The sequence below is a fragment of the Bradyrhizobium sp. LjRoot220 genome (assembly GCF_964252915.1).
Taxonomy (GTDB): Bacteria; Pseudomonadota; Alphaproteobacteria; order Rhizobiales; family Xanthobacteraceae; genus Bradyrhizobium.
Map to the genome: position 1 here is coordinate 184,663 of NZ_CAXUPS020000010.1, position 24,501 is coordinate 209,163.

The following is a 24,501-nucleotide window of genomic DNA, read 5'->3' on the forward strand; positions in this document are numbered from 1 at the left end:
TCAGATAAAGAACTTGTGAGAATAGGTTGGCCTCCGGCAGCGGGGCTGCAACGGAGTAGGGTTACCGCCGATGCCACGCTATTTTTTCAACACCCGTATCGGCGATGAGCTGATTTCCGATCCCGATGGCGAAGTGCTGCGGGATCCCGACCGTGCCTGGGAAATGGCACGCGCCATGATCCGGGAACTGCTCAAGACCGAAGGCGCCGACGGCGCGCTGCTGAGTGCGACCATCGAAGTCACCGACGACGAGGGCGAGATCGTGCTGGAGTTTCCGTTCACGGAGGCCGTTCTCGACACGCCGGATCGCTCCATTACCAAGCATTGACGGTGGTCAGAGGCCAATCCTGTTTTCCGATTGCGCATCTTCGGAAATATTGAGACTGCCGCCCGGGAAAGCCACCGGCGCCGACATGCTTGCTCGCGCGAGGATAAGGCTTCCGCCAGGGAGAACGCCATGAAGAGCTATCCGTCGGCGCCGCGCAGCCTGTTGCTGGCCGGTGTTTTTTTCGGTGCATTGACGTTGAACGCGGCGGCCCAGCAGCCCGCCACGCCGCCGGCCGCCGGTGCGCCGCCAGCCGCAGCCACGCCGCTTCCCCCAGGATCGCCGTTGATGGGCCGGCCCGCCGACAACGAGGCCGCCGCCAAGCTCGCACCGATCGCGCCGCCGCCGATCCCCGCTGCACCTGACAAATTACCGACCGCCAAACTGAAGGTGCCGGCCGGCTTCAACATCGAGGTCTACGCTGCCGGCATGGCCAACGCGCGCTCGCTGATCGAAGGCGAGAAGGGCACGGTGTTTGCCGGCACCCGCCTGATCGACAAGGTCTATGCCGTCGTCAACAAGGACGGCAAACGCTCGGTGAAGGTGATCGCCTCCGGCCTCTACCGTCCGAATGGCGTCGCGTTCAAGAACGGCACGCTCTACATCGCCGAACTGTCGAAGATTTCGAGGATCGACAAGATCGAGGACAATCTCGACAGTCCGCCGAAGCCGACCGTGATCTACGACGATCTGCCAAAGGACGAATCCCACGGCTGGAAGTTCATCGGCATCGGCCCGGACAACAAGCTGTACGTTCCGGTCGGGCAGCCCGGCAACAACGTGCTGCATTCCAATGCCCACGGCCAGATCAGGCGCATGAATCTCGACGGCTCCGGCGCCGAAGTGCTCGCGCGCGGCGTGCGCCAGACGGTGGGATTCGACTGGCACCCGGAAACCAAGCAGCTCTATTTCACCGACAACGGCCGCGACTGGATGTCAGAGGACGTGCCCGAGGATGAACTCAATCGCGTCACCAAGGTCGGCGAGCATTTCGGCGCGCCCTATTGCCTGCAGGGCAATATCGTCGATCCGGAATTCGGCTGGGGAAAATCCTGCAGCGAGTACACCGCGCCGGTCGCCCTGCTGGGCCCGCATTCCGCCGCCCTCGGCATGCGGTTCTACACCGGCAACATGTTCCCCAAGGCCTACAAGAACGCGATCTTCGTCGCCCGCCACGGTTCGTGGAACCGGACCAGGAAGGTCGGCGGTGACGTCATGGTGGTCAAGCTGAACAAGGATGGCAGCGTCAAATCGATGGAGCCGTTCATCACCGGGTTCGTCGAGGAGAACAAATACATCGGTCGCCCGGTCGATGTGCTGCCGCTGAAGGATGGCTCGCTGCTGGTCTCCGACGACTACAACGGCGCTGTCTACCGCATCACCTACGGCAAGCAGAAGGTAGCTGCGCAGTAGGTGATTGGCGCGCGAAGCAAGCGACGAACCTAGTTTAGTCATTCCGGGATGGTGCGTGAGCACCAGACCCGGAATCTCGAGATTCCGGGTTCGATGCTTTGCATCGCCCCGGAACGACAGCCATTCCTGGGAATGCCGATGCGTAAAACAATAGCCGTGCTGGCGCTCGCCCTGATCGTGCCGGCGGCATCGGCCGAGACCTTCCAGAATCGCATCGCGCCGTGCCTCGCCTGTCACGGCGAGCGCGGGCAGTCCGAAACCGAAAACACGCCCTCGCTCGGCGCGCAGCTGGCGCCTTACACGCTGATCCAGCTCTTCATGTTTCGCGAGAAGCTGCGCGTCTTCGAGCCGATGAACGAGATGACGAAGGCGTTGACCGATGACGATCTTCGAACCTTCTCCGATTTCATCGCCAGGATGCCGAAGCCGGCGCCGCCCGCGGATGCCGGTGATCCCGCGCGGATGCAGCGCGGCCAGGCGCTGGGGCAGCAGCATCGCTGCAACAACTGTCATAACCCCGATTATTCCGGCAAGGAAAACGTGCCGCGGATCGCCAGCCAGCGCGAGGATTACCTCGCCAAGACGCTCGGTGAATACAAGAGCAATACCCGCCACGGCTATGACGGCAGCATGGCCGACGTGATGGGCCCGGTCACGTCCGAGCAGATCGCCGATCTCGCTTATTTTATAGCCCGCGTGCGCTAAAACCGCCCCTCACGGCCCCGCTGGCGTTGCCGTTCGTGCGGCGCTACAAGGCGGTCAAACGGAGTTCCCCATGCAAGAAATCTGGCGCCTGTCGGCCCAAGAGTTGGCCTCGCTCATCAAGACAAAGAAGGTCTCGGCGACGGAGGCGGCCACGTCGGCGTTGGCGCGGCTGGATGCGGTCAACCCAAAAATCAATGCCGTGGTCGACCACAAGCCGGAGGAAGTGCTGGCGCAGGCCTCGGCCATCGATGCGGCGATCGGGCGGGGCGAGGATGTCGGCCCGCTGGGCGGCGTTCCGGTCACGGTGAAGGTCAATATCGACCAGCAGGGCTTTGCCACCACCAATGGCCTGAAGCTGCAGCGCGAGGCGATCGCTGCGACCAACAGCCCTGTGGTCGACAATCTCTATAAGGCCGGCGCCGTGATTTTGGGGCGCACCAACTGCCCGGCCTTCTCCTATCGCTGGTTCACCACCAATCTGGTGCATGGCGACACCAAGAATCCCCGCGATCCCGGCATCACGCCGGGCGGCTCCTCGGGCGGCGCGGGCGCCGCGGTCGCCGCCGGCATCGGGCATATCGCGCACGGCACCGATATCGCCGGCTCGATCCGCTACCCGGCCTATGCCTGCGGCGTCCATGGCCTGCGGCCGACGATTGGCCGGATTCCGGCGTTCAACGCCGCACTCCCCGAGCGCACTATCGGTCCCCAGATCAGCGCGGTATCCGGACCCCTGGCGCGGACCATCGGCGATATCCGGATCGCGTTGGCGGCGATGTCGGGCCGAGATTATCGCGACCCCTGGTGGGTGCCGGCGCCGCTGGAAGGTCCAAAGATGCCCAAGCGCGCCGCGATGTGCCTCAATCCGGACGGACTCGATCCCGTGCCTGAAGTGAAGGCTGCCGTCGCCGATGCCGGCAAGCGGCTGGAGCGCGCGGGCTGGATCGTCGAGGAAATCACCAACACGCCGCCGCTGCGCGAGCCCGCCGATCTGCAGACCAAGCTTTGGCTCGGCGATGGCTATGAGGCCCAACTGGAGGCCGCCGAGCGCGAGGGCGATCCCGGCGCGCTGGCCTGTCTGCGCGGCAACCGGACAAAAGTCTTTCCGTTCGACGCCGCGGCCTTCTCAAAGGCGCTGACGCGGCGCGCGACGCTGACCCGTGAATGGCTGGCGTTCTTCGAAAAATACCCGGTGCTGCTGATGCCGGTGTCCGGCGAATTGCCGTTCCCCGATCACCTCGACCGCAAGGACGAGGCGTCTTTTGCGAGGGTCTGGCACGCCCAATTACCGCAGATTGCCATTCCCTTCATGGGGCTGCCCGGGTTAACGGTCTCGACGGGGCTGGTCGGGCGAATCCCGGTCGGCGTGCAGCTGGTCTCCGGCCGTTACCGTGAGGATCTCTGCCTCGCCGCGGGCGAGGCGATCGAGGCCGGCGGAACGCCGTCGGCGGCGATCGATCCGGCTTCTTAGTACGGCGTTTTCGAGCGAAGTGGAGACCGGTTCGCGTGAAGAAAACGCGTCAAACAAAGAGACCGAAAGAACTTGATGTCAGCCATCTATGATTTCACGGCGCAGTCGCTGGCGGGTGATGAAGTCCCGCTGAGGCGGTTCGAGGGCCAGGTGCTGCTGATCGTCAACACCGCCAGCGCCTGCGGATTCACGCCGCAATACAAGGGGCTGGAAGCCTTGCATCGCGATCTGTCGCCGCGCGGCTTTGCGGTGCTCGGTTTTCCCTGCAACCAGTTCGGCGCGCAGGAGCCGGGTGATTCAAAACAAATCGAGGCGTTCTGTGAAACCAAATTCCACGTGACGTTTCCGATGTTCGCCAAGATCGACGTCAACGGCAGCAAGGCCCACCCGCTGTGGGACTATCTGAGGCGCGAGAAGATGGGTCTGCTGGGTTCGTCGATCAAATGGAATTTCACCAAATTCGTGGTCGACCGTGCGGGCAAGGTGGTGGGGCGCCATGCACCGACCGTGACACCCGAAGCACTGAGAAGAGAAATCGAGGCACTGCTATGAACGAGAAAATCGAAACTGACGTGTTCCCGGACCGCCTGTCGACCAATCCGAGCAGCCCCTATTACAACGAAGAGCTGCTGGCGCGCGACGTCGGCATCCGCTTCAAGGGCGCCGAGAAAACCAATGTCGAGGAATACTGCATCAGCGAAGGCTGGATCCGCGTCACCGCAGGGAATGCCAAGGATCGCTTCGGCAATCCGCTGACGATCAAGGTGCATGGGCCGGTCGAGCCGTATTTTAGGGATAAGGCGTCGTCCTGAGGCGATCGTGCGCAGTTCGTCATTGCGAGGAGCCCTTGCGACGAAGCAATCCATTCATTCTTTGTGCGGCGAAATGGATTGCTTCGCTGCGCTCGCAATGACGGTGACTTAAGAAAGCCATCCACATGTTCGTCCGCATCGTCGATGTCTGAATTTTCGCACCGCCAGCTTAGTGATCATCTAGCTCCAGAGGACGCAGCGATCGTGACCAGCAAACTAGCTCTTCCCCAGCTCTCGCTCGCCAAGGACAAGATCCGGGTCTTGCTCCTCGAAGGCGTCAACGACAGCGCCGTGCAGCTGATCGAGGCTGCCGGCTATTCCAACATGACGCGCCTGTCCAAGGCGCTTGAGGGCGATGCGCTCAAGGAAGCCATCAAGGGCGTGCATCTGCTCGGCATCCGTTCCCGCACGCAGATCACGCCGGAGGTTCTGGAAGCCGCGGACCGGCTGATCGCGATCGGATGCTTCAGCGTCGGCACCAACCAGGTGGATATCGAGGCCGCGCGCCGCAGCGGAATTCCGGTGTTCAACGCGCCGTTTTCCAACACCCGAAGCGTGGCGGAACTGGTGATCGGCGAGATCGTCATCCTGCTGCGCCGGATCGTCTCGCGTTCCAACGCGGCCCATCAGGGCCGCTGGGAGAAAACCGCCGACGACAGCTATGAGGTGAGGGGCAAGACGCTCGGCATCATCGGCTACGGCAATATCGGCTCGCAGCTCTCCAATCTCGCCGAAGCGCTGGGCATGAAGGTCATCTACTACGATCACACGGACCGGCTTCGCCACGGCAACACCGAGCCGGTCGGGAGCTTGCATGAGCTGCTCGCGCAAAGCGACGTGGTGTCGTTGCATGTGCCGGAAACGCCGGCCACGAACGGGATGATCGGACGCGAGGAAATCAGGGCGATCAAGCGTGGCGCCTATTTCATCAACAACAGCCGCGGCACGGTCGTCGACCTCGAGGAACTGGCCGACGCGCTGCGCGAAGGCAGGCTGCGCGGCGCCGCGGTCGACGTCTTTCCGGTCGAGCCGCGCTCGAACGCGGACCGCTTTGTCTCCCCGCTGCAGGGGCTGGAAAATGTTATCCTGACGCCGCATATCGGCGGTTCGACCGAAGAGGCGCAGGAGCGCATCGGCGCCGAAGTGGCGCGCAAGCTGGTCGACTACAGCGATTCCGGCTCGACCATGGGCGCGGTCAATTTCCCGCAGGTCCAGCTGCCGCCGCGACCGTCCGGCACGCGGTTCATCCAGGTGCAGCGCAATCTGCCGGGCATGCTCGGCCGCCTGAACGAAGTGCTGGCGCGCCACGCCGTCAACATCGCCGCGCAATATTACGAGACCGACCACGACGTCGGCTATGTCGTACTCGACGCCGACGCCTCCGCCGCCGATGGCCAGCGTGTGCTCGCGGATATTCGCGCGCTGGAGGGCACCATTCGCGCCCGGTTGCTGTACGAGTACAAGATCTGACGCTACGCCGTCTGCCGCATCGGCTGCGCCGCGCCATACATCAGCGTGCGCCACAGCCATTCAACCGGTCCGTAGTGGTAACGGCGAAGCCACCATGCACTAAACAGGACCTGCGCGGCGTAAACCGCGATGCCGATGGCGAACGCGCTGGTTACGCCGAGTTTGCCGAACAACCCAAGGCCATAGCCGTAGAAGATCCAGCCGAAGATCAGGGATTGTGCGAGGTAGTTGGTAAAAGCCATCCGCCCCAGCGGCGCGGCCCAGCCCAGCAGCTTCTTTCCGCTCTTGAGACTGGCGATGCCGATGATGCCCGCCCCGTAACCCAATGCCAGCAGGATAGTGCCGAGAGGTTCTGCCAGCGCGCCGATCCGGCCACGCGGGGCTAAGCCTGCGGCATGAGCAAAGATCAATGCTGCGCCGAGGCTGATACAGGCGATGGCGATCGAGAAGAGCAGATGGAGAGGCGGGTTTCGCAGAATGCCGGTGCGCCAGGCCAGCGCGCCGAGAAGAAACAACCCGATCGTGCGGGCAAAGATGAAGGCGTGCAGGGGGACAAAAAGAGCGAGCTCGCGGAGCCGGAACGCCAGTACGTCGAGGAAACCGCCAGTGGCATAGATGCGATCCGCCTGCGCGACATTCTCTCTCATCGCGGCCGTGCTGGGCCATAATCCCGGCGGAGGAAAGGCCTGCATCGCAAGGTACAATCCGACAGACGCCAGCGCGGCGACAGCCAGCAGCCAGCGCGGGCCGAACAGGAACGGCAGGATGATCAGGCCACCGAGGGCATACTCGGTGAGGATATCGCCGTTCCAGATCAGGCAAAGGTGAATGAGTCCGAACGCCAGCAACACGGCGAGTCGGCGCACAAGCAGCGAGGTGCGGCGTGGGCTCTTTGACAGCCGCTCGAACTGGATGGCAAGGCCTGCACCGAACAGCAGCGAAAATAGCGCGAGCGCCTTCAGATCGACGGCCAGCATCAAGATCGTTTCGACAGCGCTGTCGATCGGCGATGCCGTGGGCCTGTGGGGGACAAACCGCTCAAAGATCGAGACGCGAAATATAGTCACGACGTTGATCGCCATCACGCCGAACAGCGCGATGCCCCGCAACACGTCGATGGTGTCGATCCGCTGCAGTGGGTCGATCGGGGTAAGGTGACGGGTTGACGCCCCAACGTCATTGCGAGGAGCGAAGCGAAGAAGCAATCCATCCTTGCTTTGCGGCCCCATGGATTCCTTCGTGGAGCCTGTCATCGGGCGCGCATTCGCGCGACCCGGTGGCTCGCAATGACGGAGAACGATAGCGGCCTCTACGACAGCCGCATATCGAGTAGCCGCCGCCCTTCGGTCTTTAGCAGTTTCTTCACCGCGCTGGAGGCGGCGATTTCGCCCTGGTTGGCGTAGGCCTCGTGGTTTTTTTCGATGTCGTCGAGCCGGTACAAATAATTGACCATGATGCCGGCGGACTCGCGCAGGCCCTTGGGCGAGAGATCGCCGAGCCAGTCGATCCGCTCCAGCCGCGCGCCGTTGCCGATATGGAAGCGGGCGACCGAGTCGATCAGCCGGCCTTTTGAGGTGCGGGCTTTCAGGAAATAATACGCCGCCAGCGGTTCGAGTATCGTGCGCAGTTGCGTAGTGGCCTCTGCATTTTCGAACCAGTCGGGCTTGTTGAGCTGCTCGAGCAGCGTTCGCTCGTCGTCGGACAGCGGGACATCATCGGCTTCCTTCAGCCATTGCATGAAGCCCGGCACCGGCGACAGTGTCACGAAGGTATCGAGCTTTGGCAATTCGCGCCGCAATTCCTCGACCACCTGCTTGATCAGGAAGCTGCCGAACGAGATGCCGCCTAGCCCTTTTTGCGTGTTCGAAATCGAATAGAACACGGCGGTGCGGGCGCGGTCGATCGCGACCGGCTGGCGTTCGGCGGCGAGCAGCGGCGCAATCGCGGTCGGGATCGTCTCGGTCAGCGCGACCTCGACGAAGATCAGCGGCTCGTCGGTCAGCTGCGGATGGAAGAAGGCGTAGCAGCGGCGGTCGACCGGATCGATGCGGCGGCGCAGATCGTTCCAGTCGTGGATTTCATGCACTGCCTCATAACGGATGATCTGTTCCAGAATGTTTGCTGGCGTCGACCAGTCAATCCTGCGCAGCACGAGAAATCCCCTGTTGAACCAAGAAGACAGCAAATGCACCACGTCGCGGTCGAGCGCTGCCAGATCCTTGTTGCCCTTCATCAGGGAAAGCAGGTCGGCGCGCATCGCTACCAGGTCGCTGGTGCCGCCCGGCGCGCGGTTGAGCCGGCGCACCAGTTCCTGGCGCCGCGGCTCGGATGCGAAATGAAGGTCGCTGGCGTCGGCGTCGCTCGGCTGCGTGCGCCAGCGCTCGATCGCGCGCGAAAGCCGTTCGCGGTCCGGCCCGTAGTCGCGGGCAAGCGCCACGAAGAACGCCGTCCGGCCGGCCATGTCGAGATCGTGGTAACGGTCGAGCACCTCGCGGGCCATCGCGGTGCCCGAAGCCTCGCCGCGGCCCGACAGCAGCGCCTCGCACAGTTCAAGCAGTTCGGAGGCATCTTCTTTGGTGTCCGAGGACCCGCCGCGCCGAAGCAGGGTGCGGCCGCGTTCGGAAATCGTCGAAAGCAGGTCGGAGAAGAAGGCGTTGGCCATGGGTGGGTCGATTCCGAGGTGATGCCGAACCTTATATGGGATTTAAGGCACGGCCGATCATATTCAAGCGCATTCCTCTCATGCCCCGCGCATGCGGGGCCTCCCGTACGCCGCGGCTTCCCGGTGAATCACAGGGCCTCGCGGAATACTAGATTACCCGCTTTCGCGGGTAATGACGGCAATGTCGTGGCCTCACGTCCTGTCGGCAAACTCGGTCGGCGTCTTGCCCGTAACCTGCCGGAAGGCATGGGAAAACGCCGGGACGCTGGCATAGCCGAGGTCCGAGGCCAGCTGCTTGACCGAGACATTAGTATCGGTCGACAGTTTTTCGATCGCAGCCGCAACGCGGGCGCGCTGGCACCAGCTCTTGAAGCTCAGCTGCGTCTCCGCCGAGAACAGCCGCGACAGCGTCCGCGCCGAGGTGCCGACCTCGCGCGCCAGCGTCTCGATCTCGTGGGCGCCGGTCGGATCCGACAGCACGATGTCAGCGGCGCGCCGGCAGCGCGGTTCATGCGGCAGCGGGATGAAGGTGGCGGAATCCTCGGCCTGGTGCAGCTCCAGCATCGCGAGTTTCACCAATAGCGTGGTGCGCTCGGGCGTGGTGTGGTCGTCGAACAGCGCCAGGATCGCCTGGTGCAACAGCGGCGATACCCGCACTACGAATTCCACCTGCAGGCTCTGGCTGCGCTGCTCGCGCGCCAGCCAGTCGAGGTCGAAATACAGGGTGCGCATTTCGATGTCCGCGAGCACGTCGATGGCATGCGCCAGCCGCGCCGGCACCCAGACCGCGCGGTCCGGCGGCACCAGCCAGCGGCCTTTTGGGGTGGTGACCTGCATGGTGCCCCGGGCGGCGTAAACCAGCTGCGCCTCGCGGTGCATATGGGTGTCGAGCCGTACGCCCTTTCTGTAGCCGTTGGCGATCATGTGGATGCCGTCGCCGGTCGAGATGCGGCGCCCGATAATGGCGGCGATTGGCTTTTCGGCGATATTCATTGGCGACATCCCGTCAGGACAACTCCGTATAACCTATTTTGGAATGTTGCGGGGATTCGACCCCGTCAAGAAACGCCAGCGACTGGACCAGACCATGAACAGCCCCAGCCGGGTGATCGGCTTCGTCAACGCCGCCCATTTCATCGACCATTACGCGATGCTGATCTTCGCCGCCGCCGTCATCATCATGGGCCCGGCGTTCGGCATGGCCTATTCGGAACTGTTGCCTTACGCCACCCCGGGCTTCGTCGCCTTCGGCGCCGGATCGCTGATCACAGGCTGGCTCGGCGACCGCTGGAGCCGCCGCCACATGATGGTGATCTTCTTTGCCGGCATCGGCGCCTCGATGATCGCGGTCGGCTTGGTGCGGACCCCGCTCCAGCTCGGCGCGGTGCTGCTCTCGATCGGCCTGTTCGCCTCGATCTATCATCCGGTCGGCACGGCCATGATCGTGTCCTATGCCGACAAGCTCGGCCGCGAGATGGGGCTGAACGGCGTCTGGGGAAATCTCGGCGTGGCGTCGTCGGCGCTGGTCACCGGCGTGATCGGGCAATATCTCGGCTGGCGCTGGTCCTTCATCGTGCCCGGCGTCGTCACCATGCTGATCGGCGTGGCCTTCGCCATGCTGGTCGTGCACGAGGACCGAACCGGAAGCAGGCAGGCGGCAGCGCAAGCGCGTATCGCGAAACAGGACATGTGGCGGGTGATTCTGGCGCTGTTGATCGTCGTTATCGCGATCTCGACCACCTTCAACGCCGTCACCGTGGCGCTGCCAAAGCTGTTCGCGGAGCGGCTCGCCGACTTGACTGCGAGCCCGGCGCTGCTCGGCGTGATCGCGGCCGGCGTCTATGTGTTCGGCGCGATGACGCAGTACACCGTCGGCAAGCTGATCGACCATTATTCACTGAAAACCGTGATGCTGCCGCTGTCGTTCCTGCTGGCGCCGTTTTTGTACTTCGCGGCGACGCTGTCGAACCTGCCGCTGATCATCGCCTCGATCGGCATCGTGATGGGCGCGTTCGGCCAGGTCACGGTCAACGACGCCATGGTCGGCAAATACACCACCGATGAATGGCGTTCGCGCGCTTACTCGGTGCGGTACTTCATCGGCTTCACCGCCGCGGGTGCCTCCGTCGGACTGGTGGCGTGGCTGTACGAGCAGGGCGGCTTTGTCACCATGCTGCAGACCTTCGGTGCGCTGTGCCTGCTGGTGATCGTCGCCGCCATCATCCTGCCGCAGGAAATCAAGGTGCCGGCAGCACAAGCGAATTGATCGCCGGGTTTCGCCAGCGTCAGTTCGTCAGGGACTTGGCGATGATATCGGAGCTCTTCTCTGCGACCATGATCGTCGCCGGGTGAATGTTCGGCGAGGGCATCGCCGGCATGACGGACGCGTCGACGACCCGCAGACCGTCGATGCCGCGGACGCGGAGCTGGCTATCGACGACGGCCCCGTCATCTTCACCCATCCGGCAGGTGCCGCAGGGATGATAGACGGTCGAGCCGATGTTCCTGATATAATCGGCGGCCTGTTCGTCGCTGGTGACCTCCGGACCGGGCCTGATCTGTTCGATCACCAGCGACCGGAAAGGTTCGGTGGCGACGATTTGCCGGGCAATGCGAAAGCCCGCCAGCATGATGCGCATATCGTCGGGATCGGTCAGGTAGTTGGCGCGGATGCGCGGTGGCGTTCGCCCCTCCGGGTCGCGCAACGTTATTTCACCGCGGCTTTTGGGCCGGCAGACGCTGAAGATGAAGGTAAATCCCGGCCAGCGATGCAGGCCGCTCTTGAACCCGTCGGTCGAAAAATTGAGGCACTGGTACTGGATGTCAGGCACCGGCTCGGAGGGGTCCGATTTCGCAAACAGCGTCGCTTCGGTGGCGCCGACGGAGAGCTGTCCCGATCCCCTGAGCAGCCATTCGAGCGCGAGTTTCACCGACTTGGCCGGGCTCATCACGGCCTCGTTCAAGGTGTCGGTCGCGTTGGTCTTGAATGTGAAACTCGACTGATAATGGTCCTGCAGATTCTTGCCGACGCCGGGAAGATCGCATTTCACGTCGATACCAAGATTTGCCAGTTCTGTGGCCGGGCCAATGCCCGAGGCGAGCAACAGTACCGGCGAATTGATCGCGCCGCCGGAAACGATGAGCTCGCGGCGCGCGCCGATGCGCTGGATCTGTCCATCGCGCTCGATCTCGACGCCGCTGGCGCGGTTTCCGTCGAACAGGATACGGCGGACGCGAGTCCTGGTCATCAGCTCGAGATTTTTGCGGCTGAGGTTCGGCTTGAGATATCCGACCGCCGTAGAGCGGCGTCGGCCATTGTGGACGTTGAGCGGTGCGAACCCGACGCCGTCAATGCGCTCGCCGTTGAAATCAGGGTTGCGGGGATATTGCAGGCGTTCGCAGGCCTCTACGAATGCCCTCGCTGCCGTGGAAGGGCGTTTTATGTTCGACACCGTCATCGGGCCGCCGGTGCCGCGCCACGCATCGGCGCCCTCGACGCAGTGCTCCATCCGCTTGAAATAGGGCAGTACGTCGCTGTAGCCTCAGCCGCGCGCGCCGAGGCGCTGCCATTCGTCATAGTCGCTGGGTGCGCCGCGCAGGAAGACGAGGCCGTTGATGGAGCCGGAGCCGCCCAAAACCTTGCCGCGCGGCCAGATTATGGTGCGGCCGCCAAGACCCGGTTCGGGTTCGGTTTCGTAACCCCAATTCATCTTCGGGTTCGGAACCAGTTTGCCGAAACCCATCGGAATGTGAATCCAGGGATTGCGATCGCGTCCGCCGGCCTCGATGACGCAAAGCGACACTTTTGGATTCTCCGTCAGCCGTGCCGACAGCACGCAACCGGCGGAACCGCCGCCTACCACGACGACATCGAACTCCGCATCAAAGCCGGATTTGCTCATCAAGACGTTTTCGCTCCCGATCTGCTTTTGCCGCAGAGCATAGTGGGCGACGCACGGTCTGGATAGGCGGATCGCTGTACGCCCGATCATCCCTGCGCTAATAACAAACTTCCAGAACTGACCGGACGAAGATCCGGCGTGGAGGAAGCCGATGTCGCATCAATTGCCGATTTTCGCCGGCCTCATCCTTGGAGCCGTGGTGATAGCCATGCCGGCCAATGCCGATGCCCTGAAAGATGAAATCGCGCCGACCGGCAAGCTGCGGGTGGCGATTGCGATCAGCCCGGCGGGCGGTGCGTTCTGGTCGACCAAGACCGAATCCGGCTATGCCGGCGTGCCGGTCGATCTCGGCAAGGCGATGGCAGCGCAGCTCGGCGTTCTCGTCGAATATGTCGCGCACAACAATTCCGGCCAGGTCGTCGACGCCGCCTCTAAAGGCACCTGGGACGTCACCTTCCTGCCGAAGGATCCCGAGCGCGAGGGCAAGATGTCGTTCGGGCCGATCTACGAGGTCGCCGACGCCACTTACATCGTCAGGCCGGGCTCGACCGTCACGAACTTTGCGACCCTCGATCAGCCCGGCATCAAGATCGCCGCCGTCAACAACACGACCACCATGCGCGGCGCGATTGCGCATCTGAAGAACGCCAAGGTCACCGGCTATCAGACTTATGATGAAATCGCCGGCCTGCTCAGGAATGGCGAGATCGATGCATTCGCGTTGTCGCGCGAACAACTCAACGCGATGGCCAGGAAGATTCCAGGCACGCGCGTGCTCGACGAAACCTTCAAGCAGACGGTGACCGCGGTCGCAGTGCCGCCCAATCATCCCTTGGCGCACGCGTTTGCGGCGAAGTTCCTGACCGAGGCGATCGCGAACGGCACGCGGCGCAAGGCCTATGACCATAACGGCCTGAAAGACTGGCAGATCAGAACGCAGACCAGGTGAGCGATTGGAGGTTGGATCGATAGCATCCACGATGACGCTGCGCTCCCTCTCCCGCGCTTGCGGGGGAGGGCGGGGTGGGGGTGCCTCCGCGAGTCAGCCTGTTCGTGGCGTGGTGAGCCGTTTCGCGGCATGCGCTACATCTGTGCAACTGCACAAATACAAGGCATGACATCCATGTCCCTGGATGTAATCCGGCGCGATTAAGCCTGTAAAATCACCGGGTTTTCGTCCTTTTCACCCCCGTGCCCAGTTGGCACATCGATTGCTTAAATACTTCTCAGTCAATGACGACTGCCGTCCTACGGATTGCCAAAGCCAGTGTTGGCCAAGGCGCAGGGATCAGGCGACCTCCGTGAGGCGCCTGGAGCAGTCATCGGGACCACTCCACAAACATCTCTGTCTCGGATCAAGCGTGAGCGTGTGACCCGCGGCGCCCAACAGAAGCATTTTTGCTTCTGCTGTTGGTTGCGGCATGCGTGCGCGAGGACGGCCCTCTCTTTACATCGGCGCAGGCCACTGCCGGGCGTCATTTGATTTTTGCGAATAAGGGGAACTGCAATGGCCTATCTCGTGCCTTCGGAATTCGTGACCAAGATGGTCGATGCCGGAGAAGCCAAAATCTTCATGTCGACGCGCGACACCATCATCCGCGCCTATATGGCCGGCGCCATTCTCGCGCTCGCGGCCGCCTTTGCGGTCAGCATCAACGTGCAGACCGGCGTGCCGATCGTCGGCGCGGCGCTGTTTCCGGTCGGCTTCTGCATGCTCTATCTGTTCGGCTTCGACCTTCTGACCGGCGTGTTCGTGCTGTGTCCGCTGGCGCTGATCGACAAGCGTCCGGGCGTGACCATCGGCGGCGTCCTGCGCAACTGGAGCCTGGTGTTCGTCGGCAATTTTGCCGGCGCCTTCACGGTCGCCGTGATGATGGCGATCGTCTTCACCTTCGGCTTCACGTCACCCCCCGACAAGGTCGGCCAGGTCATCGGCACCATCGGCGAAAGCCGCACCGTCGGTTACGCGGACCATGGTGCGGGCGGCATGCTGACGCTCTTCGTTCGCGGCATGCTCTGCAACTGGATGGTCTCGGCCGGCGTCGTCGGTGCGATGATCTCCACCCACGTCAGCGGCAAGGTGATCGCGATGTGGATGCCGATCATGCTGTTCTTCTACATGACCTTCGAGCACTCGATCGTGAACATGTTCCTGTTCCCATCGGGCCTCCTGCTCGGCGGCAAGTTCACCTGGTGGGACTATATTTTCTGGAACGAGATCCCGACCGTGGTCGGCAACCTCGTCGGCGGTCTCGCCTTCACCGGCCTGACGCTGTACGCCACCCACGTCAAGACAGCGCCGAAGCGCGCCGTGGGTTGACCGCATCGGTCTCATCAGCGCGTTCACGCGCGTCTTCGACGTGCCGTCAGCGCGTTCACGCGCGTCTTCGACGTGCTATGGGTCTCAACTCCAAGAGTTGAGACCCCATTTCCTTGACGGGTGAGATGCCGCGAGAACTGAAAATATCGGTCGGGCAATATTCTGACAAAGGTCGCAAGGAGACCAATCAGGATTTTCACGGCGTTCTGATTCCGGCCGAGCCGCTATTGAGCCTCAAGGGCATCGCCGTCGTGCTCGCGGACGGCATCTCGAGCAGCAATGTCAGCAGGATCGCAGCCGAGTCCGCGGTCAAGGGATTCCTGACGGACTATTACTGCACTTCGGAATCCTGGTCGGTGCGAACATCAGCCCAGCGCGTGCTGGAGGCGACCAACTCCTGGCTGCACTCGCAAACCAAAAGAAGCCAGTATTCCTACGACCGGGATCGCGGCTACGTCTGCACGCTGAGCGCCATCGTCTTCAAGTCGACCACGGCGCATCTGTTTCATGTCGGCGACAGCCGGATCTATCGCCTTTCCGGCAACTCGCTGGAGCAATTGACCAACGACCATCGCGTCGTCATCTCGTCGGAGCAGTCCTACCTCGGCCGCGCGCTCGGGGTAAATCCGCAGATCGAAATCGACTACATGATGTCCCGGATCGAGAAGGGCGACACCTTCGTGCTGGTGACCGACGGCATCTACGAGCATGTCGGCGACCGCCATATCGCCAGGACGATCCGGGACAACGCCGCCGATCTCGACCAGGCGGCGAAGGCCGTGGCTGAACTGGCCTTTGAACTCGGCAGCAAGGACAATCTCACGGTCCAGATCGTTCGCGTCGACGAACTACCCGAAAGTGGTGCCAGCGAAGTGTTCGGGCAGCCGCGTGAACTGCCGCTGCCGCCGCTGCTGGAAGCGCGGCAGGTTTTCGATGGATACCGGATCGTCCGCGAATTGCACGGCAGCAGCCGCAGCCACATCTACCTCGCGGTCGATATCGAGACCGAGGACGTCGTCACCCTCAAGATACCGTCGATCGACCTGCGCGACGATCCGGAATATCTGAAACGGTTCATGATGGAGGAGTGGGTGGCGCGGCGGATCGACAGTCCGCATGTGCTGAAACCGTGCCTGCCGTCACGCAAGCGCAACTTCCTCTATGTCGTGACCGAGTACATCGACGGCCAGACGCTGACGCAATGGATGATCGACAACCCGAGGCCGACGCTGGAGACGGTGCGCGGCATTGTCGAACAGATCGCCAGGGGCCTGCGCGCGTTCCACCGCAAGGAGATGCTGCATCAGGACCTTCGGCCCGACAACATCATGATCGACCGCACCGGCACCGTGAAGATCATCGATTTCGGATCGACCAAGATCACCGGCGTCATGGAAGCCGCGCCGTCAGGCAACCGCAACGACATCCTCGGCACCGCGCAGTACACCGCGCCGGAATATTTTTTGGGCGAGCCGGTCTCGTCGCGCTCCGATCTGTTCTCGCTCGGCGTCATCACCTATCACATGCTGACGGGAAAGCTGCCCTATGGCGCCGCGGCGGCGAAAGCCCGAACCCGTTCGCAGTTCAACAAGCTGGTCTACAGCCCGGCCTCGCACCGCGACCGCGAGGTTCCGGTTTGGGTCGACGGCACGCTGGAGCGGGCGGTGCATCCGAACCCCTACAAGCGATACGACAGCCTGTCGGAATTCCTGCATGATCTGCGGCATCCGAATTCGAATTATCTCAGCACCTCCTCGACGCCGCTGATCGAGCGCAATCCGCTATTGTTCTGGAAGAGCACCACGGTCGTGCTCGCGCTTGCGGTGATCGTGCTGCTGGCGATGCAGCACGGGATGCATCGGTGAGGGGCGTAGAGAGATTAGGTCGAATTGCTTCCACGAGGGAGCTGAACTCCCTCTCCCGCTTGCGGGGGACGGCTGGGGTGGGGGTTTCTCCGCGAGCGACACTCTTCGTGTGGATAGAGCCCCCACCCGGATCGCATCTGTCGATGCGATCCGACCTCCCCCGCAAGCGGGAGAGGTGAAGTAAGTCCGCGGACGAGCCTACAAGGCCATTCCGCCTAATTCGTCGCCCCCACGATCGGATCCATCCCGCTCTTGACGATCTCCGGCCGCGCCGCGGGCGAGGCGAGGAATTGGATCAGCGCCCTGCCGGCGTCGGGCTCTTTCGAGCCGGTGGCGATCCCGGCCGAGAACACCGTGATCTTCTGCAATTCATCCGGCAGGGGACCGACGATGTCGATGCCTTCGACCGGCCGCAGCTCGCTGATCTGCTGAAAGCCGATCTCGGCATCGCCGCGCGCCACGATTTCGCCGACCGGGGTTGCCGGGATTTTCCTGGCCTTGTCCTTCATGGCGTCCTTGATGCCGAGTTTGTCGAACATCTCGGTCGAGACATAAACGCCGCTGGCGCTGTCGGAATAGGCGACGGTTTTCACCGCCAGCAGCGCGCGCTTCAGCGCATCCGCGTTGGAGATGTCCGGCTTCGGTGCACCCGATTTCACGGCAACGCCGATCGGCGATTTGACCAGATCGACGCGGCTGTCAGCGATCACCTTGCCCTTGCTGGCGAGATCGTCGAGCGCATAGCCGACCATGATCAGCACGTCGGCGGCCTCGCCGCGTTCCAGCCGTACCGGGATTGCGTTGGCCGTCGTGCCCATCGACGGACCGTAGGCGGTCAGCACCTTGTGGCCGGTTAAGCGCTCGAATTCAGGCACCAGCGCTTTATGCGCGGCGGCCAATCCGCCCGAGATCATCACCCGCACTTCGGCGGCAGAGGCTGCACCTGAAAGCGCGAGGGCGGTAACGAAGCCGAGTGCGAGTGCGCGCAAAGTCGTTGGTACGGGTCTCATGATCGATCCTCCCGGGGCGTGCCTGGCAGATCACCGTATTTGCCCGGAATCCACAATAGGCCGGTTTTGCGCTATCGAACTGTCGGAGCAGGATTTCATACTTACAAATTCAAGCGAGGCCGCTGACATCACTCAGCGGCCTTTTATTTTGGGAACCCGTGCGCGAGGGGACGGTTCCCGTCATGCAACCATCGCAGCACCTTATTTCACCTTGTCCTGCGACACATCCATGATCATGCGCGCCGACAAATAAAGCCGCGGCACGATGGTCTCCAGCTTGACGTACTCGGCGTCGTTGGAGTGGGCCCCAAAGCCGCTAAGACCAAACCCCTCGATCACGGCGGCCTTGGTCTTCAGCGCCGCGAAGGCGGCGTCGGTACCGCCGCCGGTGGCGACGTCGAGCACCTTCAACGGCAATCCCAATTCCCCGTAGATGGCGGCGCCGTGGGCGGCCAGCTGACGCGAGGCGACTGTGGCTTCCAGCGGCGGGCGGCGCGCCTCGAACCGGAGCTGCACCTTGGCGTCGGCAATCCGCTGCGTCTTGACGCGCTGCTGCAGCGTGGCTTCCAGTTCGGCGAAGTCGGATACTTTCAGCGCCCGTGCGTCGCCTTGCGCGGTGGCTTGCGCCGGGATCACGTTGCGGTTGGTGCCGGCCTGCGCGACTGTCCAGTTCAGGGAGAGGCCGTGTTCGCGGCGCGACAGGTCGCTCAGTTGCAGCAGCTGGTGCGACAGCTCGTACAGTGCGTTGACGCCCTTGTCCGGCGCGCTGCCGGCGTGCGAGGCCTTGCCGTCCACCGTCAGGTACGCCGCGCCGATCCCGCTGGTGGCAAGGCGCAAATTGCCATCCATTCCGCCGCCTTCGTAGGAGAACACGGCGTCGTGCTCGCCCGCCATGCGGCTGATGGTGCTGCGCGAACCTGGCGAGCTGATCTCCTCGTCGCCGTTGATCAGCACGGTCAGTGTGCCGTAATCCTTGAAATTCAGTTTCAGCAGCATCGCCACCGCGTGCAGGATCAGCGCAATGCCCTGCTTGTCGTCGAGGATTGCCAGCCCGTAGGCGCGCTCGCCGTCGATGCGGAACGGCTGGTCTTTCAGCATTCCGCGCAAATAGACGGTGTCCATGTGGGCGATCAGCATGATCTTTTTGGTCCCGGTGCCCTTGAACTCGGCATGCACCATGGCGCCCGGCTTTTCCGGCGTGTCGTCCATCCGGTAGATGTCGGCCGGCTCGACGATCGCGACCTTGCCGCCGAGCTTGGTCAGGCGTTCGCCGATCAACGCCGCCAGCCGGGCCAGGCCCTCGGAATCCTTGCTGCCGGATTCGATGTTGACGAGATCGCGCAGCGTGTCGAGCAGCGGCGCCTTTTCCTGCTGCGCTTGCTCTTGGACATTGGCGACGGGCGCAGCTCGCGAGGGTGCGGACGTGAAGGCCAGGGCGCAGGCGGTGAGGAAGGCGAGGGGGAAACGCAGCGGGAAGGGGGCAGGGCCAGGCATGGGGGACTTTCGAAGGGGGCTGATGATCGATGTACTCAAACGGGAACTACACCCGACCGATCAATGGTAAGCCGAACCATGCGCTAGCTTCAAATGCTCCGGCGAGATGTAGCGAAGTTTGTTGAACAACCAAACACTTGCATCATGCCAACTCGCGTAGGGCGGGTTCCCTTTAACCCGCCGTCTCTGCGGCGGGCGACTACTTGAAGGCGCAGTCCTTGGCGCTGTTCCGCAGGTAGCATCGCGCGCGGTAGCAGTTGCTCAGGCGTGACGGCGGCTGAACAACAACAGGCCGCCCATCGTCGCGAACAGGCCTCCGGTCATCTTGTTGATCCAGCGCATGTGCCATCTGGAGCGCAGAACGGGAGCGATCGCCGAGACGCCGAAGGCGCACATCGCCAGCACGCTGAACTCGCAGGCGATGAACGTGAGGGCGAGGATGGCGTATTGGTGGACCAGCGGCTCGACCGGGTTCAGGAACTGCGGGAAGAACGCGGTAAAGAACAGGATGGCCTTGGGATTGCTGGATCCGACCAGGAGGCCTCTGACGTAGTGCGCGCGCAAACGCCTGCCGGTGTCCGTTGCGGCCCGCTCGATATCGACAGCTTCAGCGTTGTCGCAGAACGTCTTGACGCCAAGCCAGATCAGATAGAAAGCCCCGATCACCTTGACCACGGTGAAGGCCAGCTCCGACGCCGCCAGCAACGCACCGAGGCCCAGCGCTGAAAGCGTCATGACGCCGAGGACCGCGGTGATGCTGCCGCCCGCAGCCGCCAGCGCGCCTGACTTGCTGTCGTTCAGCGCCGTCGTCATGCACATCAGCATGGTCGGGCCGGGTGACAGCACCAGCACGGCAACGGCGGCCAGGTACAGCAAGTAGGTCGTCAAGGTCATGGTGCGAAATCCAGTTGCGTAGTGCGTACAAGCGACACGTGTCGGATGTTGCTGGCGGACGATGGCTACGACGGTGGCGGGGTCCGGTCTATTGGCAGTGAGGTCGTGGCCTATGCACAGCCCATACGCGTATCCTGTGCATTTCGCCAGCCCTCTGGCCCGCTTCCTTCACAGTAGGACGCCAGCCCGCGCCAACGACTTGAGCCGTGAACAGGCGCGATCAACGCAAGAGTTTCCGCGTCGGGAAACGGGTGGTTGGAACATCGCTCGTGCCTTAGGTGAGAGGGACGATGCCGCGCGGCGAATTGTGGGGCACACAATGGAAGGAGTTGCAAATGTCGAAGCAAGCGAAAAACAAGGCGGTTGTCGGCCGCTGGTTCAAGGAGTTCTGGGGCAATCCCTGGAACCCCGACATCGTCGACGAGCTGGCTGCGCCTGACATGCTGTTGCAGTATTCGCTGCATGCGCCGCGCCGCGGTCGCAGTGACGTGAAGCAATTCATGATCGGATTCCGCAATGCGTTTCCGGATTTGAACTTCTGGGGCGCGGCGGACTTGATCGCGGAAGGCGATTACGTCGTCGGCCGCTGGGAAGGTGGCGGCACGCATAGCGGGCCTGCTTTCGATGATTTCATCATCGGATCATTGCCGGCGGCCTCGGGCCGGAGAATGCGCTTCACCGGAACGACCGTGCTCCGCGTCGACAACGGCAAGATCGCCGAAGAGATCGGCCTGGACGACGGCGTGACTGCGTTGCAGCAGCTCAACATTTTGCGCGCGGCCTGATCGGGTTGATGGCCTCTCTCGAAACGGATCGAACCGGGATCATTCCCCGGTTCGGTTCGCTGCCTGGTAGCCGCGGGCCGTATCATCAACAAGGAGGAGAATTTCAATGAGTATGATCCGAATGGAATTAACCTTCGCCTCCGGCCAGGACACCTGCGCTGCGTGGTTTTATCCCGCGGCGGCGGACAAGGGAGCGAGGCCTGTTATCGTCATGGCGCACGGCTTGACCGGCACGCGCCGGGACCGTCTTGGCGCGTTCGCCGAACGGTTTGCCGCCGCCGGCATCGCGGCGCTGGTTTTCGACTATCGGGGGTTTGGCGACAGCACGGGCGAGCCGGATTTTTTCGAGCCTTCGCTTCAGTTGGAAGACTGGCGCGCGGCCATCGCGCTGGCGCGTTCGCTACCCGATATCGATGCCGGGCGCGTGGCGACGTTTGGTTCTTCGCTGGGCGGAGGCAACGCGCTCGCCGCGGCGGCGGAAGACCCCAAGGTGGCCGCGGTGATCAGCCAGGTGCCATTTCTCGACAGGGATTCCCAGACCTACGCCAAGCCTCGGCACGTTCTGGAGCAAATGAAGGCTGCGGCCATGGAGGGCGGTTATCTGGCTGCCGTTGGTCAGCCCGATGAGGCGGCGTTGATCAGCGCGCCCGGCGCCGAGGTCGGTTGGCGTCGCGTGGTCGCAATCGGTGAGGAATCCCGGTGGCGCAATCGAGTCTCGGCGTCCTGGCTGCTGGGTCCTCCCTACAATCCGATCCGGCATGCCGCCTCGCTGCACTGCCCCTGGCTGGTTTGCGTCGCTGCGGACGATCAGGTGGCCAGGCCCGGACCTGCCATCGAGGCCGCGCGGCAAGCCCCGAAAGGCGAGCTCCGAATCTATCCAGGCGTCGATCATTTCGACATTTACGACGGGCCGGCCCATGAGGCCGTGGTTGCCGACGAGATCGAATTTCTTCACCGCCATCTGCTCGGCCGAAGCCTCTGCGGAGCTACCAAGGCAGCTTCGGAGCTGATGCGGGTTCACCTGCCCGCGTAGGCCAACCCGCGTCGCGAGAATGCGAACACACATTCATCCACGTCGTCCCGGCGAACGCCGGGACCCCAGCGTGAGCGCATTGCGCTCATCGCGACGCCGCGGCCCCTGTTGTTGAAAAAAGAAGATAACGACCTGCGCGCAAAAGCAATTATCGCTGGTGGTTATGGGTCCCTGCGTTCGCAGGGACGACGCGGAAATTTACGCGAGGCTCGCTACGACGCACAGCGAACGATCTCCCCCCTCACGAATTCACATGCACGAAATCCCGCAGCAGCGGATAGATCTCGTTGTTCCAGCGTTTGCCCGAGAACACGCCGTAATGGCCGACGCCGGCCTGCATGTGGTGGACGCGGCGATAGGCGCGCACGCCGGTGCAGAGGTCTTGCGCGGCCAGCGTCTGGCCGATCGAGCAGATGTCGTCCTTTTCGCCTTCGACCGTCATCAGGCCCATGCGCTTGATCGCGGCCGGGTTCACCGGCTTGCCGCGGTGCGTCAGTCTGCCAAGCGGCAGCAGATGCTCCTGAAACACGTCGCGCACGGTCTCGATGTAAAATTCCGCCGGCAGGTCCATCACCGCGAAATATTCGTCGTAGAACGTCTTGATGATGTCGGCCTTGTCCTTCTCGCCCTTGGCCAGATGCTGCGCGAGGTCGATGTGCTGCTTGATGTGGCGCTCGAGATTCATCGAGACGAACGCGGTGAGCTGCACGAAGCCGGGATACACCTGCCGGAACGCGCCCTTGCATTGCAGCGGCACGTAGTTGATCAAATTCTCCTCGAACCATTTGATCGGCTTGCTCTTGGCGAAATCGTTGACCTTGGTCGGCTGGATGCGGGTGTCGATCGGCCCCGCCATCAGCGTCAGCGTCGCCGGCCGCGCCGGGTGATTTTGCTCGCACATGACGGCCGCCGCCGCCAGTGCTGACACCGATGGCTGGCAGATCGCCACCATGTGCGAGCGCGGGCCCATCTTGTCGAGGAAGCTGATCAAATGGTCGGTGTAGTCCTCTAGGCCGAAGCGGCCGGCATTGAGCGGAATGTCGCGCGGGTTGTGCCAGTCGGTGATGTAGACGTCGTGGTCCTGCAGCAGCGTCTTGACGGTGCCGCGCAGCAGCGTCGCAAAATGGCCGGACATCGGCGCCACCAGCAGCAGTTTCGGCTGCTCCGGCGCATGCTCCTTCTTGAAGCGCAGCAGCGAGCCGAACGGCGTGGCAAAGGCGACCTCCTCGGTCACCTCCAATTCCTGGTTGCCGACCATCACCTTGTCGATGCCGTAGGCCGGCCGGGTGTAGGTCAGCGAGGTGCGCGAGATCAGTTCGAGCGCCGCCGCCAGCCGCCCGAACATCTTGTCGGACCCACCTTGCGGCACGAGGTTGAGATATCCGAGCGCGGCCGAGGCCCCCGTCCGCCATGGCGCCGTCAGGTCCATGTGGTTCTGGTAGGCTTGGTACATCATTGATTTCATTTACATCCGCCCCTGTCCCATGCTGCCATGCAATATCGAAGCCAGAAAGGAGTCAAATAGCCTCGTAAACAGGCATGTGATAAACTGGCACGTCGCTTGCTGCGTAAAATGCCCGACGTAGAGGCAATGGGCGGTGACGCTGCAACGCGACCGTCCGTTTCGTCGCGCGGAGGATGTTCAGGCGGCGGCAGGGGAAGAGGCCATATGGCGAAAACGACACTGACCATCAGCAGCAAGAATTATTCGTCGTGGTCGCTGCGCGGCTGGCTGCTGACGAAATTCTCGGGTCTTCCGTTCGAGGAGGTCGTGACCGCACCCGACGATGCGTCGGCGCGGGCTGAAATCCTGCTGCTGTCGTCGTCGATCCTGGTGCCGTGCCTGCGGCACGACGGCGCCACCGTCTGGGATACGCTGGCGATCGGTGAATACCTCAACGAGGTGATGCCGGATGCCGGCCTGTTGCCGGCCGACCGGGTGCAGCGGGCGCATTGCCGTTCGATCTGCGGCGAAATCCACTCCGGCTTCACGACGCTGCGGGCCTCGCTGCCGGTCAATCTGAAGGGACACTTCCCGGGCTTCAAGATCTGGTCGCGCGCGCAGGCCGATATCGACCGCGTCTGCACCATCTGGCGCGAGTGCCTGGCTCAGTCCGGCGGGCCGTACCTGTTCGGCGAGCGCACTATGGCCGATGCCATGTATGCCCCGGTCGTGACCCGCTTCATGACCTATGACGTGAAGCTCGAGCCGACGCTTGCCGCCTATGCCAAGACCATCATGGCGATGCCGGAGATGCAGGAGTGGATCGAAGCCGCCAAGGCCGAGCCCGCCGACATCGAAGAGCTCGAGGTCGAATATTAGGCAGCGCGAGCGCGCTG

21 protein-coding genes and 2 pseudogenes are annotated in these 24,501 nt (G+C 62.9%); 14 read left to right on the forward strand and 9 right to left on the reverse strand.

What is annotated here, in order from left to right; all coding sequences use genetic code 11:
- Nucleotides 1-70: 70 nt before the first annotated feature.
- The 7 genes from ACSQ84_RS31180 to serA all read left to right on the forward strand — a co-directional run bounded on the left by ACSQ84_RS31180 (nt 71) and on the right by serA (nt 6,196).
- Nucleotides 71-328, forward strand: a complete 258-nt coding sequence (locus tag ACSQ84_RS31180) for a DUF6894 family protein (RefSeq protein WP_436215564.1) — start codon at nt 71-73, stop codon at nt 326-328.
- A gap of 129 nt (nt 329-457) precedes the next feature.
- Nucleotides 458-1,738 (forward strand): PQQ-dependent sugar dehydrogenase, encoded by a 1,281-nt coding sequence (locus ACSQ84_RS31185; protein WP_436215565.1) that lies wholly within the window; start codon nt 458-460, stop codon nt 1,736-1,738.
- Between the two features lie 138 nt (nt 1,739-1,876).
- Nucleotides 1,877-2,443, forward strand: a complete 567-nt coding sequence (locus ACSQ84_RS31190) for a c-type cytochrome (protein WP_436215566.1) — start codon at nt 1,877-1,879, stop codon at nt 2,441-2,443.
- A gap of 70 nt (nt 2,444-2,513) precedes the next feature.
- Nucleotides 2,514-3,914: an amidase family protein gene (locus ACSQ84_RS31195; RefSeq protein ID WP_436215567.1), complete on the forward strand. Its 1,401-nt coding sequence runs from the start codon at nt 2,514-2,516 to the stop codon at nt 3,912-3,914.
- Nucleotides 3,915-3,989: 75 nt separating this feature from the next.
- The gene (locus ACSQ84_RS31200) at nt 3,990-4,466 is read left to right on the forward strand and encodes a glutathione peroxidase (protein WP_436215568.1); all 477 of its coding nucleotides are present in this window, start codon (nt 3,990-3,992) and stop codon (nt 4,464-4,466) included.
- Nucleotides 4,463-4,726: a DUF3297 family protein gene (locus ACSQ84_RS31205; protein WP_436215569.1), complete on the forward strand. Its 264-nt coding sequence runs from the start codon at nt 4,463-4,465 to the stop codon at nt 4,724-4,726. Before ACSQ84_RS31200 ends, ACSQ84_RS31205 begins: the two co-directional genes overlap by 4 nt.
- Before the next feature lie 204 nt (nt 4,727-4,930).
- Nucleotides 4,931-6,196 carry a phosphoglycerate dehydrogenase gene (gene serA, locus ACSQ84_RS31210; protein ID WP_436215570.1) on the forward strand — a complete coding sequence of 422 codons (1,266 nt, stop codon included), beginning with the start codon at nt 4,931-4,933 and terminating at the stop codon, nt 6,194-6,196.
- A gap of 2 nt (nt 6,197-6,198) precedes the next feature.
- On the opposite strand, the gene ACSQ84_RS31215 is transcribed toward serA, so the two are convergent.
- The 3 genes from ACSQ84_RS31215 to ACSQ84_RS31225 all read right to left on the reverse strand — a co-directional run bounded on the left by ACSQ84_RS31215 (nt 6,199) and on the right by ACSQ84_RS31225 (nt 9,851).
- A complete protein-coding gene (locus ACSQ84_RS31215; RefSeq protein WP_436215571.1) occupies nt 6,199-7,449 on the reverse strand; it encodes a DUF418 domain-containing protein in 1,251 nt (416 codons plus the stop codon).
- Between the two features lie 56 nt (nt 7,450-7,505).
- On the reverse strand, nt 7,506-8,858 hold the full coding sequence (locus ACSQ84_RS31220) for a malonyl-CoA decarboxylase (protein ID WP_436215572.1): 1,353 nt from the start codon (nt 8,856-8,858) through the stop codon (nt 7,506-7,508).
- Between the two features lie 192 nt (nt 8,859-9,050).
- Nucleotides 9,051-9,851, reverse strand: coding sequence for an AraC family transcriptional regulator (locus tag ACSQ84_RS31225; protein ID WP_436215573.1), 801 nt, complete (start codon nt 9,849-9,851; stop codon nt 9,051-9,053).
- Nucleotides 9,852-9,945: 94 nt separating this feature from the next.
- Between ACSQ84_RS31225 and ACSQ84_RS31230 the strand changes: the two genes are divergently transcribed.
- A complete protein-coding gene (locus tag ACSQ84_RS31230) occupies nt 9,946-11,124 on the forward strand; it encodes an MFS transporter (protein WP_436215574.1) in 1,179 nt (392 codons plus the stop codon).
- Between the two features lie 19 nt (nt 11,125-11,143).
- Here ACSQ84_RS31230 and ACSQ84_RS31235 read toward each other — a convergent pair whose 3' ends face one another.
- Together ACSQ84_RS31235 and ACSQ84_RS31240 are read right to left on the reverse strand one after the other, a co-directional pair.
- Nucleotides 11,144-11,806, reverse strand: a complete 663-nt coding sequence (locus tag ACSQ84_RS31235) for a GMC family oxidoreductase (protein ID WP_436215626.1) — start codon at nt 11,804-11,806, stop codon at nt 11,144-11,146.
- A 66-nt stretch (nt 11,807-11,872) separates the two neighbouring features.
- Nucleotides 11,873-12,850: pseudogene (locus tag ACSQ84_RS31240) on the reverse strand (GMC family oxidoreductase); the annotation flags it as partial.
- Nucleotides 12,851-12,911: 61 nt separating this feature from the next.
- Here ACSQ84_RS31240 and ACSQ84_RS31245 point away from each other — a divergent pair.
- The 3 genes from ACSQ84_RS31245 (at nt 12,912) to ACSQ84_RS31255 (ending at nt 16,945) form a co-directional block, all read left to right on the forward strand.
- A complete protein-coding gene (locus ACSQ84_RS31245; protein WP_436215575.1) occupies nt 12,912-13,709 on the forward strand; it encodes a transporter substrate-binding domain-containing protein in 798 nt (265 codons plus the stop codon).
- Between the two features lie 558 nt (nt 13,710-14,267).
- Nucleotides 14,268-15,080: a formate/nitrite transporter family protein gene (locus ACSQ84_RS31250; RefSeq protein WP_436215576.1), complete on the forward strand. Its 813-nt coding sequence runs from the start codon at nt 14,268-14,270 to the stop codon at nt 15,078-15,080.
- A 125-nt stretch (nt 15,081-15,205) separates the two neighbouring features.
- Nucleotides 15,206-16,945, forward strand: a complete 1,740-nt coding sequence (locus ACSQ84_RS31255; RefSeq protein ID WP_436215577.1) for a protein kinase domain-containing protein — start codon at nt 15,206-15,208, stop codon at nt 16,943-16,945.
- Between the two features lie 215 nt (nt 16,946-17,160).
- Here the strand turns inward: ACSQ84_RS31255 and ACSQ84_RS31260 are convergent, their stop codons facing one another.
- The 3 genes from ACSQ84_RS31260 to ACSQ84_RS31270 form a co-directional block, all read right to left on the reverse strand.
- On the reverse strand, nt 17,161-17,955 hold the full coding sequence (locus tag ACSQ84_RS31260; RefSeq protein WP_436215578.1) for a substrate-binding domain-containing protein: 795 nt from the start codon (nt 17,953-17,955) through the stop codon (nt 17,161-17,163).
- A 201-nt stretch (nt 17,956-18,156) separates the two neighbouring features.
- Nucleotides 18,157-19,449 carry a M20/M25/M40 family metallo-hydrolase gene (locus ACSQ84_RS31265; RefSeq protein ID WP_436215579.1) on the reverse strand — a complete coding sequence of 431 codons (1,293 nt, stop codon included), beginning with the start codon at nt 19,447-19,449 and terminating at the stop codon, nt 18,157-18,159.
- A gap of 261 nt (nt 19,450-19,710) precedes the next feature.
- Complete coding sequence (locus ACSQ84_RS31270) at nt 19,711-20,343, reverse strand: LysE family translocator (protein ID WP_436215580.1); 633 nt, start codon at nt 20,341-20,343, stop codon at nt 19,711-19,713.
- 335 nt (nt 20,344-20,678) lie between these two features.
- On the opposite strand from ACSQ84_RS31270, the gene ACSQ84_RS31275 reads away from it, so the two are divergent.
- Nucleotides 20,679-21,128, forward strand: coding sequence for an ester cyclase (locus tag ACSQ84_RS31275; RefSeq protein ID WP_436215581.1), 450 nt, complete (start codon nt 20,679-20,681; stop codon nt 21,126-21,128).
- Nucleotides 21,129-21,213: 85 nt separating this feature from the next.
- A pseudogene (locus ACSQ84_RS31280) lies at nt 21,214-22,161 on the forward strand (alpha/beta hydrolase); the annotation flags it as partial.
- Between the two features lie 241 nt (nt 22,162-22,402).
- Here the strand turns inward: ACSQ84_RS31280 and ACSQ84_RS31285 are convergent.
- A complete protein-coding gene (locus tag ACSQ84_RS31285; RefSeq protein ID WP_436215582.1) occupies nt 22,403-23,626 on the reverse strand; it encodes a polyhydroxyalkanoate depolymerase in 1,224 nt (407 codons plus the stop codon).
- A 204-nt stretch (nt 23,627-23,830) separates the two neighbouring features.
- On the opposite strand from ACSQ84_RS31285, the gene ACSQ84_RS31290 reads away from it, so the two are divergent.
- Nucleotides 23,831-24,484: a glutathione S-transferase family protein gene (locus ACSQ84_RS31290; protein WP_436215583.1), complete on the forward strand. Its 654-nt coding sequence runs from the start codon at nt 23,831-23,833 to the stop codon at nt 24,482-24,484.
- Nucleotides 24,485-24,501: the final 17 nt, after the last annotated feature.